Below are 19909 nucleotides of genomic sequence, written 5' to 3' on the forward strand. Positions count from 1 at the left end.
GGAAATAAGACTAATCCCCCCAATAGTCCTTTAAGAAAAAATAAAAAATTCCGTAGTAAGTTAGTACAAGCATACGGAATTTAAAAGATCTCTTTATAAATGGTTCGTGATCCGCTTAAACGGATAAACACGAAGATGGGCATGACATTTCATAGCATCAACAGAAACATATTTGTGTTTCCAAAAACGTGAATCAAAAGAATTATTACGATTATCCCCCATCATAAAATAATGCCCCTCAGGCACATGATAGACACCATCACCACTACTATTCATAGTCCCCTTCACAAAATCAGATCGTAATTTCTTCCCATCAGCATACACCCTTCCATCTTTTACAACGATGGTTTCTCCAGGTAACCCCATCACTCTTTTAATGTATAACTGACTAGGATGATCCGGCATCTCAAAAGCCATGAGATCATAGCGTTTAATATTCTCTCGATCAAAGCGTGTACCAATTAGAATATCCCCTGCCTTAAGCGTGTTTTCCATTGAGACACTAGGCACCAGACAAATCATGAATATCAGTTTAAATGTAATCATTATAGCAATATAAAAAGCAATAAAACAGCAAACGAATCTCTTAAAGAATGACTTCATTTCTAAACGCATAAGACATATCCCCTTTCAATTTCTATGATTATCATATCACATTCAAGAAGCCGCTTTTTTATGCATACGCATAGTCAAAAGAGATGAGTGGCATTTTCATTCTGGTGAACTCCCCACACGTTTTCTTCATTTCTCCTTTGCGTTATAATAAGCTTAAGGAAAGTGAGGGATTTAAGTATGAAGAACAAAACAAAAGAAATACACAATAGCATCATGAATATTGGTGCAGCCATGCTGGCTTTAGCAGTGGCAGCAGGTGCAAGCACCCCTGCCATCACAAGCTTCACGCAGGCCCAGCCCGTAACAAAAACAAAGAAAAAGGCAAAGGCAAAAACGACTGTGCTTAAGGCTGTCACCTTAACAAAAGGAAAAAGCAGAACGGTAAGCGTGAAAACAAAAAGCAAGGTCAAATGGACATCATCGAATGCGAAAGTAGCCTCAGTGAAAAGCATAAGCAAAAGCAAAGTGAAAGTCACTGCAAAAAAGGAAGGAAGCACAAAGGTAAGCGGAAAGGCTGGAAGTGCAAAGTGGAGCTTTAGTGTAAAGGTGAAAAAGGCAAATCCAAAACCAACTGGAACGAGTACAAAGGAAAAGACGAATAAGACAAATACATCGAAAAAGAAGACAAATGCCTCACAGAAAAAAGTAAATGTAAGAATTAGCGGGATTGAAAATAACGAAACTATTGAATTCGATGAGCCGGGGGAAGCAAATGCATATGTAGGCATTACCGTTTACACAGACACACCAAACAGCATCAAATTTTCTTCATCAGATACATCTATAATTAAAACTGATGTAAATTATTATAAAGGTGACCCAGGCTTTAGCCCAGCATATGCAAGCTGCGACCTTAAACCTCAGAAAACAGGAAAAGTAACTATTACCATTTCATATCCTGGCGGCTCAAAATCATATACAGTAAACGTTAGCGGCTCAAAACCATACTGTGCGGTTGAAGGCTTTTTAAATAAAATAAATGCTTCTAACCTCGACGATGCTCATAAAGCATTTGTAACTGATAAATGGCTCGAAAAACGTATATCTTATGGAAAAGCAGATACTTCAGACTATAATGGTACATCACCTGATTATCTTATTAGTACATTAATAAAAGGAAAAGGCGTTTGTTATGATTACGCAAAAACCTACGAATGGATGCTGGGCTTTGAAAATATTAAATCAAGATACATTAGCACTGGTGACATTGGAAATCACGGCTGGAATCAAATATGCGTCAGCGGTAAGTGGTACAATGTGGATGTTTCTAATAATGATGAAGAGCCTTTCAATCCAGAAGGTGCTGAATGCTTTATGAAATCTGATAATTGCTCTAATGACTTCTTCAGTGATAGAAGACACGCAGTCAAATACCGCAGCGGGGATGGCGAATACCCTGTAACTGCTACAGCTACTGATTATGATAATTTCGACTGGTCATCATTTGCCCAGAGCGAACAGTTCAAATCACTTATTTCTTAGCTTATGATTAAGCTCAGTCTCAAAAGAGGCTGAGTTTTTTTTGTGAAAACTAAAAGGCTGACTCATGCCGAGCCAGTCCTTTTAATTAGTTCCGTTTTCACTTTTTAAACACATAAGCTGCCGCACATGCCGCCGCTACCGCTGCTGCAGCCACATAGTACATTACTGTACCGGATCCGCAGGTTGTAAGCATTGGAACATAGATATTTTCGTTTCTTATCTCAAATATTCTGCTTTCCACAGCATTCATTTCAAACGGCGCTGCTTGTTGCCATATGAACCGGCTGATCGGTCGCAATGGCTGTTTTTCCGTTGGACTTTTTGGCATTCTTTTTTTATTTGTATTTGAGACTGTATATTTCTTGCACATATGATTCTTTGCTTATATGCTTATTTAATAAACGTTGTTACTTAGTAACTTTGCTATCACCGCATCTACGCAGAGTGAAGAAAATAATAGTTACATCTCTTTTTTCTATGTGAGTTTGAACATTAGAACCAGTACTCCTTATTCCATCTGCTATGCTTCAATTTATTCAATTATGATCGCTGAAAAATAAAAAAGAAGCTTAGATAAGACATTGCTTCTACAAACACATTATAATAATATTTTTGTACCTTCGATATATGAAGTCGGTTACGGAGGAATCTGACATTGAAGCATCAAAGGAAGCGTTTGAATTTCTGGCGATGACTTAACAGATTCAGGAGGAAAAAGGCGATGAAGTATCTCGTTATGCTTTATCTCGTTCTTATCGCAACAGCCGTGCTGTTCTACTGCATCCGCTAGGGTTCAGTAAAGTGCTAGATGCGTAACTTCTGCATCTAATTTAACACGTCGTCAGATTTCAAAGTAACGCTAATTGAAAAGGAGAGGTGACCAGACCTCCCCTTTTCTTTTTAACACATCGCCAATTTTCTAACTGCATGCATATTTTATATCATCTTCTCCATTTTTGTCAAGTTTGGCAACGATTCAGACATGTATGACAACTTCTATTATGCAGAGAAAATATCCGTAAATGCTATAAAATGATTTTTCTAAAAGAGACGATTCCTTTTTTCATTTCTATTGATTTTAGGTACAATGAAAGAGAGGAAGTGATCCTATGTCATTCACATTAACCGAGACCGGTTTAGAACTTTATAATCAGTTAAAAGCATTAAGAGCTGATATTGCAAAAGAAGAAGTTATTCCAGTATATTATGTTTTTTCTAATACTGCTTTAATGGATATGGTGGTCAAACAGCCGATTGATGAAGCGACCTTTCTCACTTGTGAGAAAGTTGGGCAAAAAGGTTATGATCGTTATGGAGAACGCTTTATTTACTTAATCAGACAGTTTACTTTAACGCATAAAGGCCCTTACTATAAAGGAACACCTGATTATAGTAAAAGCTATCATTCCTTCTTAACCGAAGAAGGAAGAAGACTGTTAGAACAGTTAAAGATTTCTCGCTTATCGATTGCGGCAGTGCATGACGTTGAACCAACAATTATGGTCAATGACCAGACCTTAATTAGTTTTGTCGTCTTACTGCCCTATAGCCGAGAAGAGATGGTACGTATCTACGGGGTCACTAAAGATTATCGTGATCTTTATATGGATACCTTTATTAAAATCATTTATAACTTTACCCATGGCTTTAAAAAACGTCTCTACCATTTAGATATGCCAAGGCCACGCTTTACCTTAACCAAAGAAGAAGCCAGTCATTTCCGTTATCAGGAGAAAATGACAGCCACTAATATCGCCAAGGAATTAAATCGTATTGCCAGCAGTGAAATCACCTGCTCCGCAACGGATATTACCAAACTGGTTAAGAAATATGATTATTATAAAAATGGCTTCGATAACACTGTTATTATCAGTGATGTGGGAAAAGCTTTTGGCTTACTGAAAGAAAGTCGCCTCACCAAAAATAATGAACATTATGAAATGGTCCTCTATTCTAAGGAGGCACAAAATAAAATCGTACAGTGGTTTATTGACCAATAATGTGCTATGATAACTCTTCGGAGGGTTGAAGATGTATAAATTCAAAAAGTGGACAATTGATCTGAAACATAAAGTGCCAGTGATCACAGGCTATGTCTATGATCATCCGCAATTTAAACCTGGCTATCATATCGTAACCAGCCGGGTGATGAATGGTATGGTGGTCAAAGAAGGCATCGTCTTAGAAACCTATTCAGGTTCTCAGTATCTTTGCGATTTCACCCAGCATAGTGGTAAATCAGATGATATCAATTATCTCATTGATGTCTTTGGCATAGATCAGGTTTCTTATATCAAGAAATTTATCAATAAAGCTTCCAAGAAATCCTTTGAAGCCCAGAAAGACTTTACCATCTCGATTGTACCGGAAGATGAATGTGTCATCATCAACTTAAATGATACCGACTATTATTTTGAATCCGTACTCTATCATGACCATGATAATGAGTTTTTCACCAAACATCATTACTTGCATCTCGGGCTCTATAAAGATTCCGTTCTCATTGGTTATCCGGAAATCGATGATTTCCGATATTATGCCGGTGATCATTTAGTCAACTTCTATAAATTCAGCCGTAAGTTTGGACCCGTTTATGTCTATAACTTTGGTGATGCCCCCATCCATGTCAAATCCCCTAACGGTGAATACATCGTTCATCCCGGGGTCTTAGAACACATCTAGCTCAGGAGTTGTCCTGAGCTATTTTTTATACTAAATCGTTAAATAAATCATACAGTTCTTCATCATCACGCGTCGTATCCGCTAACGCTTCATCAATATCTCTCACGACAATCCGATCCTGAATCAAACAAATACACTTGGCACCTTCACCGCGCATCAGCACTTCCACCGCTTCTTTTCCCATCTTTGATCCAAGCATACGATCTTCTGGCGTTGGAGAACCGCCACGCTGGATATGCCCTAAAGAAATCGCTCGACCAGAGAAATTCGTTTCCTCTGATACTTTCTTCGCTAACGCCTGAATATCAATCATATTCTCTGCCGTGATAATCAAAGCATGACGTTTATTACGGAAATGATCGTGAATCGCTAGCTGTGCCATGACACGTTCTTCACTATAGCCAATTTCTTGATTGATCAGTACTTCAGCCCCGCAGGTAATCGCACTCCATAACGCGAGCTGGCCACAGTGATGTCCCATCACTTCCACAATAAAACAGCGATGATGGGAATAAGATGTATCACGTAACTTATTGACCGCTTCACAAATCGTATTTAAAGCCGTCGAAAAGCCAATCGTTCGCTGCGTGCCATTAATATCATTATCAATTGTCCCAGGAATACCAACTGTTTTAATGCCTTTACGATTTAAGGCCTGGGCTCCGCGATAACTGCCGTCCCCGCCAATTACGATTAATCCTTCAATCCCCCAGCGTTTGAGCTGATTGACCGCTAAATCCTGCATCACGTCCTGCTCAAACTCTGGCAGACGAGAAGAGCCTAATACCGTGCCCCCACGTGTTAAAATTTCTGAAGCATCACGATAATCCAAAGGATGAATATCCCCATCAACAAGTCCTTTATAACCATCATAAATGCCATAAATTTCCATATCATTTTTTAATGCGGTACGAATGGCAGCGCGAATCGCCGCATTCATTCCCGGCGCATCCCCGCCGGATGTCAAAATACCTATTCTTCGCATAAGAACCTCCTATAAAAGAGCTTTTAGCCCTTGTTTATTCCTTATTTGTATAGACCCATAAGATGTCTGGATCAAACCCTGCTGTTTGAGTTTTGTGATCACCCTGCTCACCGTTACCCGATTGAGCGCTAAACATTCACTCATTTCCTGCTGAGTAAAAGGCAAAGTGCCATCCTCTTCACTAGATGTTAAAATAAAATCTGCAACTTTCTGCGTAGCATCATAATGAATCAGTCTTTTTAACACATGCGTCATCCGCTGATTAGACTCCGTTAAGTGCTGAAACATAAGAACCATCAGTTCTTCATGCTCATGTAAGACTCCTACTAAGCGTCTTGTATCAACAACTACTAATCTCGTTTCCACAACTGCTTCGATCGTCACACTGCGCAGACTATGTTCGCAAAAAGAGGCATCACCGAAAATTCGTCCTGCCTTTAAAATTTCTAAAGTCGTTTCTTTCCCATCTTTGGAATTCATAAAAACACGAACCCGGCCCTCCTCAATCAGATACGTATAACGTGCTTCATCTTCTTCCATAAAGATCGCTTCATGCGGTGCATAATGACGCACAATCCCCTGACTTTCAAACAGCAAGTAATATTTTTGATCGATAATAACCATTTTTAACCTCTTTGTAGTTTAGACTACAAACTCATTATATCACAATGCTTATACTTATAAGCGAGGTGATTCACATGAAAAAGAAAATATTAGAACTGATGGAAATTCTGCTGGGCAATATCCTTGTAGCGGCCGCCTTTGGCTTAATTATTTTACCGCTTCATTTTGTGGCTGGCGGGGTAACTGGTTTAGCCGTGACCCTGCATACATTTCTTCCTTTACCTTTGTCAGTGATTATTTATATGCTCAACGGTTTACTTTTTCTTCTCGGCTTCCTTTTTGTCGGGAAAGATTTCATTATGAAAACCCTGTTATCATCGCTACTCTTCCCATTTTTTCTCGAACTGCTAAGTAAGATTACTATCTTAGCCCCACTTAAAAGTGATCCCCTTTTAGCATCGATCATCGCTGCCCTATCTTTAGGCTTAGGCGGCGGGCTTATTTTACGCGGTAACGGGTCTTCCGGTGGCTTTGATATTTTAGGGGTTATTGCCCATAAATATTTCCACGTTCCCGTTTCCCTGATCATGTATTTATGTGATACTTTTGTGGTCATCACACAGATGCATGATGTCATGACCACAATCTATGGGATCGTCATTATTTTGTGTACCAACCTGCTTATTAACCGAGTCCTTTCTTATGGGACTTCTCAGTCTTCCCTCATTATTATTTCTCCCCATTACGAAGAGATTCGTCAGGAATTACTGCATCATCAGGATATCGGCATGACTTTCTTAAAAGCCGAAACAGGTTATCTTGAAAAAGATACTAAAGTCATTATGGCGATTACCCCTTATCAAAAAATTAATAGTATTAAACAGGCGATTCAAGCCATTGATCCGACCGCCTTTGTGATCATCGAAGATGTTCGCTCGGTCTTAGGCAAAGGCTATACCATCGCAAAAAGATGAGGACTGCCAAGCAGTCCTCTTAAGCGTGGTAGCCAAGTTTCTTGGCTTCTTCATAATATTTTTGCGCTTCCTTTTCATCCTTATAAATACCATAGCCATATTCTAAATAGTACCCCATTTTATAAGTTGCCTTAGGATGATGCGCCTTCGCCGCAATCATATAGAAATGACGAGATTTATTATAATCCTGACGGACAATCAAGCCGCGTTCATAATAATCACCTAAAATATAAGCACATTCGCCATCACCAAGCTCTGCCCCTTGCGTGTAAAGTTCAATGGCTTTCCCTTTACTTTTCTTAACACCATCGCCATTAAAATAAGCCTGCGCTAAGGTTTTGATCGCTTCAAGATCATTTTCTTTTGTTTTCATCTCTAATGCTTTAACTTCTTTTTTATTCATAACTCATCCCTGCTTTCTTAGTTTTTTGAACGGTCATCAGGACAATGACCGTGCCGATAATAGAAGTGATCATGCCAATCATTAACGTTGAAGAAACGCCGATGCTGTCAATTAAGAACCCGCCAACAAAAGAGGCAATAACGCCGCCAGCAGTCGCCGTGGAAGCCATTAAAGACTGTCCCAGCGTCGCATCCGCCCGATCAAATAAGAGATCCACATAGTAAACACCTGCGGGAATATAAATCGCATAAGCAAAAATCTGCAGGCACTGTGCTAAATAGATCACTGCCATATTAGGGGCTAAGAACGTTAAAATATGTTTTACTGTAAACATAACTGCGGAAAACTTTAGTAACCGACCAACTTCAATACGGTGTTTAATCTTTTCAAACACATTCATCGCAATCAGTTCCAAGATCGCCGCTAAGAACACTGCAATGCCCATATCTGAAGTATCCCCGCCAACATTTTTCACAATGTTAATGAAGAAATTATTGATAAAGGTATGATCCGCTAAGACAAGCGTTAAGCCGATAATTAAACCGACAAAGATTTTATAACGCGCGGCAAAGCTTTTCATATCCATGGAAGGGTGTTCACTTTCCTCCCCTTTCATCGAAATCCCTTTGACTCTAAAAGAGGCAATCACTGGAATGAGGGCCGCGATAACGACAATCTCTAAGACTGGTAACAGTTTAGGCGAATAACTGCGTACTAAGAAGCCTAACGCCAAAGATGTTAAGGCGTAAGCCGCACTGCCGATGCCGCGTCCTAAGCCAAAACTGATATGAATGTCATGTTTTTCAAAGACAAAAGCTAAAGAATTAATCAGCGGCAGCATCGCAAACAGCAAGCCTAACAAAATGACAAAGATCACCGCCACGATCGCCTTCATATTCGTGCATAACATCATCACCGCTGCCAACACGCCGACACTGCCGGCAATCGCCATCAGGACGCGACTTAAAGAGAGATGCAGACGATCAATCGTGCGGGCAATGACTGGTGAAAAAAGCGTTGAAAAGACATTGCCTAAAGCGAGAATAACCCCGATAATGCTTGCGGATAAACCAATGGCCCCGAGATAAACGGCCGCATAGCCTAAAACGGTGCAAAAGACAACATAGAAGAGTCCCTGAATTTCACTATATTTTCGATTTAAAGATTTTGTGACAGGATCCAAAACAAATCACCTCACTTACTATTAGTATAGCCTAAATGTAAACGAATTCATATAAAAAAGATGGACTTTAATCCATCTCATTGACCATTTTGAGGACTTCCTGTTTGAGGACGTCTAACATATCTTCCTGTTTCACTTTACGAATAATTTCGCCGTGACGAATCAGCAAGCCTTCACCGACCCCGCCGGCAATAGCGATATCCGCATTACGTGCTTCCCCCGGACCGTTTACGGCACAGCCCATCACGGCTACCGTAATATCCGCATGAATGCCATTTAAGAATTTTTCCATTTCTTTCGCAATCGGAATCATATCATACTGGATACGGCCGCAAGTGGGACAAGATACTAACGTTGGGATACCCTTCGTTAAGCCTAATTCCTTTAACAGAATCTTCGCCACGCGAATTTCTTCGACAGGATTATCACTTAAAGACACACGAATGGTATTACCGATGCCTTCGTAAAGCAGCGTGCCGATGCCTAATGATGACTTGATCGTGCCGCCTAGGGCGGTGCCCGCTTCAGTCACCCCGACATGTAGTGGATAATCAAACGTCTGCGCTGCCAATTCATAAGCTTTGATCGTTAATAACGTATTGGATGATTTTAAAGAAATGACAATATCATGGAAGTCTAAATCTTCTAAGATCTTGACATGTTTCATCGCCGATTCAACCATCGCTTCTGGGGTTGGCTTGCCATATTTCTGTAACAAGTCTTTTTCTAAGGAACCGCCATTGACGCCGATACGAATCGGAATATGTTTGGCCTTGCAGGCTTCCACCACCGCTCTGGTATGATCAATATTGCCAATGTTGCCAGGGTTAATACGGATCTTATCAATCCCGTTTTCAATACACTTTAAGGCTAAGCGATAATCAAAATGAATATCCGCAACAAGCGAAATATTGACTTGTTTTTTAATATCCGCAATCGCCTCGGCATCACGCATATCAAAGATCGCTAAACGGACTAATTCACAGCCCGCGGCGGCTAATTCACGGATCTGCGCCACCGTCGCTTCGACATCACGGGTTTTGGTATTACACATCGACTGAATGACAACATGATCATTCCCGCCAATGGTGATCTTACCGACCTGCACAGCGCGGGTCTTCTCTCTTCTCACAAATTCTTTCATAAAATGCAAAAAACCTCCTTAGTCTATTTTACACTAAGGAGGCCCTGAGTCCAAAAGAAAACTCTTAGAAATTATCCAAGAGCATTGATTTTTTTCTGTAATCTTGATTTCTGTCTGCTAGCATAGTTTCTATGATGAATGCCTTTAGAAACAGATGAATCTAACTTACTAGCTGTTTCATTGAATAATTTCACAGCTTCTTCTTTGTTGCCAGCTTCAATAGCTTCTAATGTTTTTTTCATAGAAGTTTTTAATGAAGATTTGAAAGCAACATTGAATGCATGTTTCTTATCAGCATTTTTATATCTTTTAATCTGCTGTTTCATGTTTGCCATTATATATCACCTTTTCCTTTCATTGCCTTTGTATTCTATCAAATCTCAAAGAGTAATGCAATACTTTTTTTACACTGATTACATGGACTTTTTTCGTTAGCGGTTCGATAAGCCATAGGCATTCATCCCCGCACTTAACGCATAGAGTAAATAGGTCGAATGAATATAGGAATCAAAGGCAGCCGGCAATTCACAAAATAATGGCGCAAGCACCAAAAACAGAAAAGCCACGAGATATGCGCCCGCCGCTAGCGGATAGCGGCGATCGGGAAAGTGATTGACCATTAATATCGTTACTAAGCCGAAAAGAAAATAGAGACTGTAACGCAGGCTCGTGAGCAGTAAAGGCGGCAACTGGGCATAACGATCTAAAAAGTATAATCCCATAATACATAAAAAGGGCGCCACATAAGTAAGCGGTTGACTTTTTCTCCCAACCAGTAATAATAACGAGGCATAAACTCCGCCCCAAACCAAATAAAAGATCGCATGGGCAAAAAAGTATGCCTGGAAATGATGAAAGGATGCAACTTTAGGAATGTACAAACTGACAATACCAGCAATCGCTAAGGCTGTATAGACAAGCGCCATGACATGTTTGAAAAACGTATACCCCTTCATATTCAAGTCCCCCACATAAGCCATCAGAAAGCCTAAAAAAACGGCTGCTAAAGCACTCAATAAAACACGCATTTCCCCTAAAGGATTCGCGTTTGATAACGTTTTTAAATACTCCATTAATAGCGTTGATGGAATCGGCGCTATTAATGCAATAAGAAATGCCTGATCTTTTCTCACAAGATCCCCTCCTATGCTCGTCATTATACCATATATTTTTTCATTATTATGCGTAAGTGCGCGAAGATCCCTATAAATATGTTATAATTTGAAGTATGGAGGTTTTAAACATGTCAGAAAAAATTGTCTTTATGGGTACCGCTTCTTTTTCTAAAAAAGTGTTACAAATGCTCATCGATGAGCATTATGATGTGGTCGGCGTCGTGACCCAGCCCGACCGTTATGTTGGACGTAAACACGTCTTACATATGAGTGATGTCAAAGAGCTTGCGCTCGCACATAATATTCCCGTTGTTCAGCCGGAGCGCATCCGCAGTGATTATGCTGATGTTCTCGCCTTAGAGCCAGATCTTATTATTACCGCCGCTTATGGGCAGATTGTCCCTAATGCGATCTTACAGGCGCCACGTTTAGGCTGCATCAATGTGCATGCCTCACTGCTTCCGCGTCACCGCGGCGGAGCGCCGGTGCAGCGGGCAATTATTGAAGGTGATCACAAAACTGGTGTCACCATTATGTATATGGCCGAAAAGATGGATGCCGGCGATATTATCTCTCAGGCAGCAACGCAGATCACTGATGAAGATACCTTAGGTTCTTTATATGATCGTTTAGCATACATGGGCGCGAAACTTTTAAAAGAAACTCTGCCATCGATTATGAATGGTACTAATACCCGTCTCCCACAAAATCCGGAACTGGTCACTTTCTCGCCAATTATTAAAAGAGAAGATGAACATTTAGACTGGAATACATCCGTTCGTGATGTATTCAATAAAGTCCGTGGTCTTAATCCTGCCCCTGGCTGCTTCAGTGATTATGAAGGCACGAAAGTCAAAATCTGGGAAGGCCATATTCACAACTGTGAAAATGCCATGAGCCACCATGGCGATCAGCCTAACGGCACAATCGTTAAGATCTTTAAAGATGCTATCGGCGTCAAAGCGAATGATGGGATTTATCTGATCACATCCCTGCAGGTCCCTGGCAAAAAGCGGATGGCGGTCAAAGATTATTTGAATGGTAAAAATATCTTTGAAGTGGGACATTGTTTTAAGTAGAGGTTTTATGTTATGAGAATGGTTGATTTAATTGAAAAGAAAAAATCAGGAAAAGAACTTACCAAAGAAGAAATCCATTATATTATTGATGGCTATGTCAAAGAAGAGATTCCTGACTACCAGATGAGCGCTTTTATGATGGCGGTCTATTTTCAAGGTATGACAAGCTTAGAAACAGCGCATCTGACCTATGCCATGATGCAAAGCGGTGATGTCCTCGATTTATCAAAAATCAAAGGTATTAAAGTCGATAAGCATTCTACCGGCGGCGTCGGTGATAAAACATCCTTAGCAGTTGGACCGATTGTGGCAGCCTGTGGCGTGCCCGTTGCGAAAATGAGCGGCCGCGGCCTCGGGCATACCGGCGGAACACTCGATAAGTTAGAATCGATTCCAGGCTTCAAGGTAAATATTAGTGAAGAAGCCTTCATCGACCAGGTCAATGATATTAAGTTAGCGATTATCGGACAGACCCGCGCGCTCGATCCCGCTGATAAAAAAATGTATGCTTTACGTGATGTCACCGGAACTGTGAACTCTATTCCACTCATCGCTTCCAGCATCATGTCCAAAAAATTAGCGGCTGGCGCAGATGCCATCTTATTAGATGTCAAATATGGCGATGGGGCCTTCATGAAGACAACCGCCGATGCAAAAGTCTTAGCCGAGACAATGATTGCGATTGGGAAACATTTAGGCAAAAATACCAAAGCGACGATTTCCAATATGAACCAGCCATTAGGCTATGCCATTGGCAATGCCTTAGAAGTCATCGAAGCGATCAATACCTTAAAAGGTCAAGGTCCTGAAGATTTTACGACATTATGTAAAGAAGAAGCAGAAACGATGTTACTGATGGCTAAGGCAGCCAGCAGCCGTGAAGAAGCGCGCGCTAAGGTTGAAGATGCCATCTCTTCCGGGCAGGCTTTAGCTGCTTTTAAAGCGATGGTAAAAGCCCAAGGCGGCGATGAAACGTACATCGATCATCCGGAAAAATTTCCAAAAGCCAACTATCAGATCGAGATCCCGGCGCGAGAAAGCGGCTATGTTGAAGATTTAGAAGCGTTACGCTTAGGTTTAGTTTCCATGAAACTTGGTGGCGGCCGTGCCCGCAAGGATGATGTCATTGATCATCAGGTCGGCTTAGTCCTACACAAAAAAATTGGTGATCACGTGGAAAAGAGCGAATCACTGGCAACCGTGCACTGCAATGTGCCATTGAATGATGCTTTAAAAGAAGATATTTACAAAGCTTATCATATCACAAGTGAACCAGTCACTAAACCTCAGCTCATTGAAGGAACCTTAGAGTAATCAAAAAGATCGCTTAATTGCGATCTTTTTTTAGGAATACCGACATGATGATTTATTATGATTCATTTCTATGTTTGTTGGAATGGCGGAAATACGCTTCTCCGCAAATAAGTGCAATAATAGCGCAAAGTAAAAAGATATGCATAATTGACATAAACATAACCTGCCTTCTTGTCGTCGGCATTCCCTCTACTTTCATCTTAGGAACTTCTTTTGATGATTGCAATATTTTTTACCATTTTTGAAAAAATTGTAGCCTTACAAACCACCTTTTTGTATGATTACTGCAGGAGGATATTATGAAATACTTATTTTTTGATGTCGATGGGACATTACTTGGGAAATCACGTTTTATTACCGACAATACCATTAAGGCTTTACATAAAGTCAAAGATGCTGGCCATAAAGTATTTATCTGCACTGGCCGCGCTCCTACTTCAATTGTCGGCGGGAACTTAGAAAAAGTACCAGCAGATGGCTTTATCGCCAGTGCTGGCGGCTTCGTGAATGTCGAAGGGGAATATATCTTTAAAAACTATATCGATCCAACAACTTTAATGGAAGTCATGACTCTATTTACCAACCACAAAGTCTTATTTGCCTTAGAAACAGAAAAGGCTATTTATCAGACACCTGGCGTCAATGAATTCTTTGATATGAAACATCATCAGGAATTTGGCGACAATGTCGAATTACAGCGTTTCTTTGAACTCAAACGCGTCAAAGAAAACCGTACGTCCATTTTAGAATTCGATCCCCAGACCATTGGTGTGACGAAAGTCTCTTTTATCGCTCAGGATCGTTATCTCTTCTTAGATATCGTCAAATACTTAACAGATCATTTCAATGTGGTGACTTTCAACAGTGAAAATGATGACTTCATCAATGGCGAAATCATTTTGAAGAACTGCACCAAAGCGGATGGTATTAAACGCGTCTTAAAAGCAGAAGGCGGATCTTTAGAGGATACGATCTCATTTGGCGATTCGATGAATGATTATCAGATGGTGGCCACGACCCATGAAGCGTATGTTTCACAAAAAGCACCAGAAAAATTAAAAGATATTGCGACCGGCACTTTTGAAGATCCTGATGCCGATGGCATCGCTCATTTATTAGACACATTACATCTTTACTAACGCAAGGCAGCTTGCGTTTTTTCTATACTCTAAAAGTATCACTGCCACTCTCTTCACCTATGGTACTCATGAAAATTTTCATTTTTCCTGGCTTTCTATTTTCATGGTTTCCCCCTTGTAATATAATGGGCACGAAAGGAAGAGTGAACATGAAAAAATTTATTATCGATCCGATGGATCTGAGTGTTGATGAAATCAATGAGCTCGTTGATCTCGCTGATGACATCATTAAAGACCGGTCCCGCTATCAGGATGTTTGCCGGCATAAGATCCTCGCTACTTTATTCTTTGAACCTAGCACCCGTACCCGTCTCTCTTTTGAGAGTGCGATGCTTTCTTTAGGAGGCAATGTCTTAGGCTTCCCAAGCGGCAATGTCTCTTCAGCGACTAAAGGAGAATCTGTCACCGATACGATTTGGACCGTTTCCTGCTTTAGTGATATCATCGCTATGCGTCATCCCAAAGAAGGCGCACCAAGAGTCGCTATTCGCCGTTCCAAAGTCCCTCTGATTAATGCCGGTGATGGCGGTCATAACCATCCTACCCAGACCTTAACGGACCTATTAACGATTCATCGTGAGAAAGGACGTTTTGATCATTTAACCGTAGGTTTCTGCGGCGACTTAAAGTTTGGCCGCACGGTCCATTCTTTAGTCAAAGCGATGTCCCGCTATGAAGGCGTTCGCTTCGTCTTTATCTCGCCAGAGGAATTAATGCTGCCAGATTATTTGAAAGAAGACTTACTTGATCCTTTGGGTATTCCTTATAAGGAAGTACGCTCAATGGAAGAAGTCATGAGTGACTTAGATATTCTCTATATGACCCGTGTTCAGCAGGAACGTTTCTTCAATGAACAGGATTACTTACGTTTACGTGATACTTATATCTTAGATCTCAAAAAATTAGACAATGCGAAAAAAGATTTATGCATCATGCATCCTTTACCACGTGTCAATGAAATTTCAACGGAAGTCGATGATGATCCAAGAGCCTGCTATTTCAAACAGGTCGAAAATGGCCGTTATATTCGAATGGCCCTTATCTTAAGTCTCTTAAATCTTGATCATGAGGTGGAACGTTTATGAAAGTCGATAGTATAAAGAACGGTATTGTCCTTGATCATATTACCGCTGGTAAAGTCATGGAAGTCTACAATGCCTTAAACTTAGATAAACTGGATTGTACCATTGCCATTTTAAAAAATGTCCCAAGTCATAAAATGGGCCATAAAGATATTTTAAAGATCGATAATGATTTTGATATTGATTTAGATGTCCTTGGCTATCTTGATCACAACATTACCATCTCCTATATTAAAGATGGCACAACTGTTGAGAAAAAACACTTAGCCCTGCCAGAGCGTATTAAAAACGTAGAACGCTGCAAAAACCCCCGCTGTATTACGACGGTGGAAAGAGGCATCGATCAGGAATTCTATTTAGCGAATCGGGAAAAGAAGATTTACCGCTGTATCTATTGCGATTCGAAAGTAGAACACAACAAATAAAGACTTATTCACCATGATGGTGAATAAACCTTTTTTAGACAAGACTTATCCCCTGTTTTGGTGGATAAGTTTTTTTATTTTACCTTTATCCCCCATCATGGTGACTTTCTCCCTCTTTCCAAGATGTTATCCCCCATGATTGTGACTATCCCCTTACAAATGAAAAAGATAGTCACCAGAAATGTGACTATCTAAGAATCCGGCTGTAATCCACCGCTGGTTTTTCATAAGTTGTTTGATCAGCAGGATCAAACTGGGCAATAAAATCAATAATCTGATTCGTTAAACTCGTCGGTGTCGAAGCCCCAGAAGAAACGGCGACGTGATGTTTATCCATCAGCCAGGCAATATCTAGTTCTTCGATCGAACCAATCATCTTCACTTCTTTATGCGCCTGATCATGCGAGATGGACGCTAACTTCTTCGTATTATTAGAATGCGGATCCCCAACAATAATGACCAGATCAATATCTTCATCCATCTTTGCGATCGCTTCCTGACGAATCTTCGTTGCCGTGCAGATTTCCTGTTCCACAGCTAAATGCGGCAGATGCGCTTTCGCATATTCCGTTAAATCATACACATCATAAAGAGACATCGTCGTCTGATTCGTTAACATATAATGTTTCTCTGGATCTAAGCCGTCAAAATCTTCCTTCTTTGCAATTAAGTGCATATGCTCAGGATCGATGAGCATCGCCCCTTCCGCTTCCGGATGATTCTTTTTCCCAATATAGAGAATCTCATATCCCTTCGCTAACTCTTCTTTAATCAGATCATGGGTTTTTATCACATCTAAACATGAGGCATCAATCACATCTAAGCCCTTTTCACGTGCTTTCTGACTGACCACATCACCCGCTCCATGCGCGGTAATAATGACAGTCCCATGATCGATCTCATCTAATAGCTCCAAACGGGTTTTATGGGCATCTTCAATCGTAATAGCGCCCATCTCCTTTAACGCATTGACAATATATTCATTATGGACAATCATCCCTAAAATATAAAGGGGCTGTTTGGTCACATCCTGTGTTGCTTTTTTCGCAATATTAATCGCCCGCACAACACCTTTACAGTACCCGCGGGGCGTAATCCCGGTAACTTTCATAATAAACCTCAACTTTCTCTTCCATTATAGCATATATTTTCCATTTTGCATTTCTGGTAATTTGTGATATAATGCCAAAGATTTAAGGAGGCGAAAAACATGGAAAACTTCAATCAATTTTCATTTCGTAAAGATATTGTGCAGACATTAGAGCACATTCATTTTCATAAACCAACCCCAATTCAGGAAAAAGTGATTCCGCTTGTTTTACATCATCGTGATGTGGTCGGGATCTCCCAGACTGGAACGGGGAAAACTCATGCATTCTTACTGCCGATCATTCAGCGTATTGACGTGACAAAAGGAAAAGTCCAGGCGGTTGTTGCAGCGCCAACACGCGAATTAGCCCAGCAGATTTATGAGAATGCAAAAGCTTTTAAAAAGTATAATAGTGATTTACGCATTTCATTACTTATTGGCGGCAGTGATAAACAGAAAGCAATTAGTAAATTAAATAATCAGCCCCATTTAGTCATTGGGACACCAGGTCGTATCAAAGACTTATCAATCGATGAACAGGCGTTAAGAATTACCACCGCTGATATCTTCGTTATCGATGAAGCGGATATGACATTAGAATATGGTTACTTTGAAGACTTAGATACAGTCTTAGGCAAAATGAAAGACGACTTAGAAATGCTGGTCTTCTCAGCTACCATTCCTGAAGCGATGAAACCATTCTTACGGAAATATATGAAAAACCCTGAAATGGTGACGATTGATTCGCATTTGCCATCATCAGGTCATGTCAAACATTATTTAATCCCAACCAAGCATCGCGATCGCTATGAAGTCTTAAAAGACATCATGAACATGATCGATCCTTATATTTGTATTATCTTCACCAATACCCGCGTCGAAGCCGCAAAGCTCGCTTCTAAATTGCGTGAAGATGGCTATAAAATTGGCGAAATTCATGGGGACCTTGAGCCGCGTGAACGTAAACAGATGATGCGTCGTATTCATAATAATGAATACCAGTATATCGTAGCGACCGATATCGCTGCCCGCGGGATTGATATCGATGGGGTTTCGCACGTCATTAACATGGAATTCCCAACCGAACGTGATTTCTATATTCATCGCTCAGGCCGCTGTGGCCGTGGAAAATACACGGGGGAATGTTTCTCCATGTATGATACTTCTAACCAGGTGATGGTTGAAGCGTTAGAAAAGAAACATATCCATTTTGAAATGAAGGCTATCAAAAACGGCAAACTCATTGATGCCGGGGAACGTCAGAAACGTAAAAACCGTACCCATCAGCCAACTGAACTGGAAAAAGAAGTCCAGAAGATTGTCCGTAAACCAAAGAAAGTCAAACCAGGCTATAAAAAGAAACGTAAGAGAGAAATTGATCAGCTCTACCGTAAACAGAAACGCGCCATCATTCAGGCCGATATCAAACGTCAGCGTAAAGAACGTTATAAAAAAGCGCAGGCGGAAAAACGGATGGCAGAAGAGCGTGGTGATTACTAATGACGAAACTGCTCATTGGCTCCCATGTGGGCATGAAAGCAAAGAAATTTTTACTTGGCTCGGTTGAGGAAGCATTATCTTATGGGGCTACAACCTTCATGTTTTATACCGGGGCTCCGCAAAATACCCGCCGGAAAGATATTTCTGAATTACGCGTAGAAGAAGCGCGTCAGTTAATGATTGATAATGGCATTGATATTGATCAGGTTGTCGTTCATGCCCCTTATATTATTAACTTAGCTAATACGGTTAAACCAGAAACCTTTGAATTAGCGGTTTCCTTTCTCAAAACAGAGATTGAACGCGTTCATGAAATTGGCGCCAAGCGGCTGGTATTACATCCTGGTTCGCATGTCAAAGCTGGAGAAGAAGCTGGTTTAGCATCCATCATTGAGGGACTCAATCAGGTCTTAACACCTGATCAGGATGTCATGATTGCCTTAGAATCAATGGCTGGTAAAGGCAGTGAATTAGGCACATCGATCGATCAGCTATCTTATCTCATTGATCATGTCACCTTATCTGATAAATTAGGCATTTGTTTGGATACCTGCCATCTTAATGATGCTGGTTATGATATCAATGACTTTGATGCTATTTTAGATGAAGTCGAAGAAAAGATTGGTTTAGATAAAGTGTTAGCCATTCATATCAATGATTCCAAAAATCCGCGTGGTGCGCATAAGGACCGCCATGAAAACATCGGTTTTGGCACCATTGGTTTTGAGGCTCTGAACAAAGTTGTGCATAACCCGCGTTTAGAAAATGTCCCGAAGATCTTAGAGACACCTTACATCAATGATCACGCCCCTTATAAGGATGAAATCATGATGTTTGAAACCAATACTTTTAATCCTCATCTCAAAGAGGCATATGAGGCAAAATAATGGACCATCTTCGCAAGATGGTCTTTTTTCATAGAAGAAAGACGAAAAAGCTCTTCAACAAGAAATCTTTGACAGACTTCACAGCTTAAACTATCAATATTCCTTCTCATCACTAATAAGATTTTTAACGCAGTCACATCATCAGCTGGTAAATCGAACATCTCTAAAATCTTTTCAAATTCATAAAGCGAAATGACATTTAAATAATTTTTGGATTGCATAAGAGCCTCCTAGATAAAAAAAGCC

At 40.5% G+C, this 19909-nt stretch carries 22 protein-coding genes; 11 read left to right on the forward strand and 11 right to left on the reverse strand.

Going from position 1 to position 19909, the window contains the following annotated elements; translation table 11 throughout:
- Nucleotides 1-93 precede the first annotated feature (93 nt).
- Complete coding sequence (gene lepB, locus SG0102_RS12790; RefSeq protein WP_331852250.1) at nucleotides 94-615, reverse strand: signal peptidase I; 522 nt, start codon at nucleotides 613-615, stop codon at nucleotides 94-96.
- A gap of 177 nt (nucleotides 616-792) precedes the next feature.
- Here lepB and SG0102_RS12795 point away from each other — a divergent pair, with 177 nt between their 5' ends.
- Nucleotides 793-2097, forward strand: a complete 1305-nt coding sequence (locus tag SG0102_RS12795) for a transglutaminase domain-containing protein (RefSeq protein WP_125120288.1) — start codon at nucleotides 793-795, stop codon at nucleotides 2095-2097.
- Between the two features lie 97 nt (nucleotides 2098-2194).
- Here SG0102_RS12795 and SG0102_RS12800 read toward each other — a convergent pair whose 3' ends face one another.
- A complete protein-coding gene (locus SG0102_RS12800; protein ID WP_125120289.1) occupies nucleotides 2195-2467 on the reverse strand; it encodes a hypothetical protein in 273 nt (90 codons plus the stop codon).
- A gap of 739 nt (nucleotides 2468-3206) precedes the next feature.
- On the opposite strand from SG0102_RS12800, the gene SG0102_RS12805 reads away from it, so the two are divergent.
- Both SG0102_RS12805 and SG0102_RS12810 read left to right on the forward strand, forming a co-directional pair.
- The gene (locus tag SG0102_RS12805) at nucleotides 3207-4097 is read left to right on the forward strand and encodes an HRDC domain-containing protein (RefSeq protein ID WP_125120290.1); all 891 of its coding nucleotides are present in this window, start codon (nucleotides 3207-3209) and stop codon (nucleotides 4095-4097) included.
- A gap of 31 nt (nucleotides 4098-4128) precedes the next feature.
- On the forward strand, nucleotides 4129-4779 hold the full coding sequence (locus tag SG0102_RS12810; protein ID WP_125120291.1) for a hypothetical protein: 651 nt from the start codon (nucleotides 4129-4131) through the stop codon (nucleotides 4777-4779).
- Nucleotides 4780-4804: 25 nt separating this feature from the next.
- Here SG0102_RS12810 and pfkA read toward each other — a convergent pair whose 3' ends face one another.
- Together pfkA and SG0102_RS12820 are read right to left on the reverse strand one after the other, a co-directional pair.
- Nucleotides 4805-5764: a 6-phosphofructokinase gene (gene pfkA, locus SG0102_RS12815; protein ID WP_125120292.1), complete on the reverse strand. Its 960-nt coding sequence runs from the start codon at nucleotides 5762-5764 to the stop codon at nucleotides 4805-4807.
- Between the two features lie 9 nt (nucleotides 5765-5773).
- Nucleotides 5774-6388 carry a Crp/Fnr family transcriptional regulator gene (locus SG0102_RS12820; RefSeq protein WP_125120293.1) on the reverse strand — a complete coding sequence of 205 codons (615 nt, stop codon included), beginning with the start codon at nucleotides 6386-6388 and terminating at the stop codon, nucleotides 5774-5776.
- A 74-nt stretch (nucleotides 6389-6462) separates the two neighbouring features.
- On the opposite strand from SG0102_RS12820, the gene SG0102_RS12825 reads away from it, so the two are divergent.
- Nucleotides 6463-7302 carry a YitT family protein gene (locus SG0102_RS12825; RefSeq protein WP_125120294.1) on the forward strand — a complete coding sequence of 280 codons (840 nt, stop codon included), beginning with the start codon at nucleotides 6463-6465 and terminating at the stop codon, nucleotides 7300-7302.
- Nucleotides 7303-7321: 19 nt separating this feature from the next.
- On the opposite strand, the gene SG0102_RS12830 is transcribed toward SG0102_RS12825, so the two are convergent.
- The 5 genes from SG0102_RS12830 to SG0102_RS12850 all read right to left on the reverse strand — a co-directional run bounded on the left by SG0102_RS12830 (nucleotide 7322) and on the right by SG0102_RS12850 (nucleotide 11165).
- Nucleotides 7322-7705 carry a tetratricopeptide repeat protein gene (locus tag SG0102_RS12830; RefSeq protein WP_125120295.1) on the reverse strand — a complete coding sequence of 128 codons (384 nt, stop codon included), beginning with the start codon at nucleotides 7703-7705 and terminating at the stop codon, nucleotides 7322-7324.
- Entirely contained in the window at nucleotides 7698-8888 is a 1191-nt protein-coding gene (locus SG0102_RS12835) for an MFS transporter (RefSeq protein ID WP_125120296.1), read from the reverse strand. The genes SG0102_RS12830 and SG0102_RS12835 overlap by 8 nt, the downstream gene beginning before the upstream one ends.
- Nucleotides 8889-8955: 67 nt before the next feature.
- The gene (gene ispG, locus SG0102_RS12840) at nucleotides 8956-10032 is read right to left on the reverse strand and encodes a flavodoxin-dependent (E)-4-hydroxy-3-methylbut-2-enyl-diphosphate synthase (protein ID WP_170162788.1); all 1077 of its coding nucleotides are present in this window, start codon (nucleotides 10030-10032) and stop codon (nucleotides 8956-8958) included.
- A 71-nt stretch (nucleotides 10033-10103) separates the two neighbouring features.
- On the reverse strand, nucleotides 10104-10367 hold the full coding sequence (gene rpsT, locus SG0102_RS12845; RefSeq protein ID WP_125120297.1) for a 30S ribosomal protein S20: 264 nt from the start codon (nucleotides 10365-10367) through the stop codon (nucleotides 10104-10106).
- A gap of 96 nt (nucleotides 10368-10463) precedes the next feature.
- Nucleotides 10464-11165 (reverse strand): hypothetical protein, encoded by a 702-nt coding sequence (locus SG0102_RS12850; RefSeq protein ID WP_125120298.1) that lies wholly within the window; start codon nucleotides 11163-11165, stop codon nucleotides 10464-10466.
- Between the two features lie 110 nt (nucleotides 11166-11275).
- On the opposite strand from SG0102_RS12850, the gene fmt reads away from it, so the two are divergent.
- The 5 genes from fmt (at nucleotide 11276) to SG0102_RS12875 (ending at nucleotide 16186) form a co-directional block, all read left to right on the forward strand.
- Nucleotides 11276-12226, forward strand: coding sequence for a methionyl-tRNA formyltransferase (gene fmt / locus SG0102_RS12855; RefSeq protein WP_125120299.1), 951 nt, complete (start codon nucleotides 11276-11278; stop codon nucleotides 12224-12226).
- Between the two features lie 12 nt (nucleotides 12227-12238).
- Complete coding sequence (locus SG0102_RS12860) at nucleotides 12239-13540, forward strand: pyrimidine-nucleoside phosphorylase (RefSeq protein WP_125120300.1); 1302 nt, start codon at nucleotides 12239-12241, stop codon at nucleotides 13538-13540.
- Nucleotides 13541-13839: 299 nt separating this feature from the next.
- The gene (locus SG0102_RS12865; protein ID WP_231999804.1) at nucleotides 13840-14679 is read left to right on the forward strand and encodes an HAD-IIB family hydrolase; all 840 of its coding nucleotides are present in this window, start codon (nucleotides 13840-13842) and stop codon (nucleotides 14677-14679) included.
- 149 nt (nucleotides 14680-14828) lie between these two features.
- Nucleotides 14829-15764 (forward strand): aspartate carbamoyltransferase, encoded by a 936-nt coding sequence (gene pyrB / locus SG0102_RS12870; protein ID WP_125120302.1) that lies wholly within the window; start codon nucleotides 14829-14831, stop codon nucleotides 15762-15764.
- Nucleotides 15761-16186 (forward strand): aspartate carbamoyltransferase regulatory subunit, encoded by a 426-nt coding sequence (locus SG0102_RS12875; protein WP_125120303.1) that lies wholly within the window; start codon nucleotides 15761-15763, stop codon nucleotides 16184-16186. Before pyrB ends, SG0102_RS12875 begins: the two co-directional genes overlap by 4 nt.
- A gap of 187 nt (nucleotides 16187-16373) precedes the next feature.
- On the opposite strand, the gene SG0102_RS12880 is transcribed toward SG0102_RS12875, so the two are convergent.
- Nucleotides 16374-17297, reverse strand: a complete 924-nt coding sequence (locus SG0102_RS12880; RefSeq protein ID WP_125120304.1) for a 4-hydroxy-3-methylbut-2-enyl diphosphate reductase — start codon at nucleotides 17295-17297, stop codon at nucleotides 16374-16376.
- 99 nt (nucleotides 17298-17396) lie between these two features.
- On the opposite strand from SG0102_RS12880, the gene SG0102_RS12885 reads away from it, so the two are divergent.
- Complete coding sequence (locus tag SG0102_RS12885) at nucleotides 17397-18776, forward strand: DEAD/DEAH box helicase (RefSeq protein WP_125120305.1); 1380 nt, start codon at nucleotides 17397-17399, stop codon at nucleotides 18774-18776.
- Nucleotides 18776-19663, forward strand: coding sequence for a deoxyribonuclease IV (locus tag SG0102_RS12890; RefSeq protein ID WP_125120306.1), 888 nt, complete (start codon nucleotides 18776-18778; stop codon nucleotides 19661-19663). Before SG0102_RS12885 ends, SG0102_RS12890 begins: the two co-directional genes overlap by 1 nt.
- Here the strand turns inward: SG0102_RS12890 and SG0102_RS12895 are convergent.
- Entirely contained in the window at nucleotides 19633-19884 is a 252-nt protein-coding gene (locus SG0102_RS12895; RefSeq protein ID WP_125120307.1) for a hypothetical protein, read from the reverse strand. The two genes, SG0102_RS12890 and SG0102_RS12895, sit on opposite strands and share 31 nt — an antisense overlap.
- Nucleotides 19885-19909: the final 25 nt, after the last annotated feature.

The organism is Intestinibaculum porci, from assembly GCF_003925875.1.
In the GTDB taxonomy this organism is placed as follows: Bacteria; Bacillota_I; Bacilli_A; order Erysipelotrichales; family Coprobacillaceae; genus Intestinibaculum; species Intestinibaculum porci.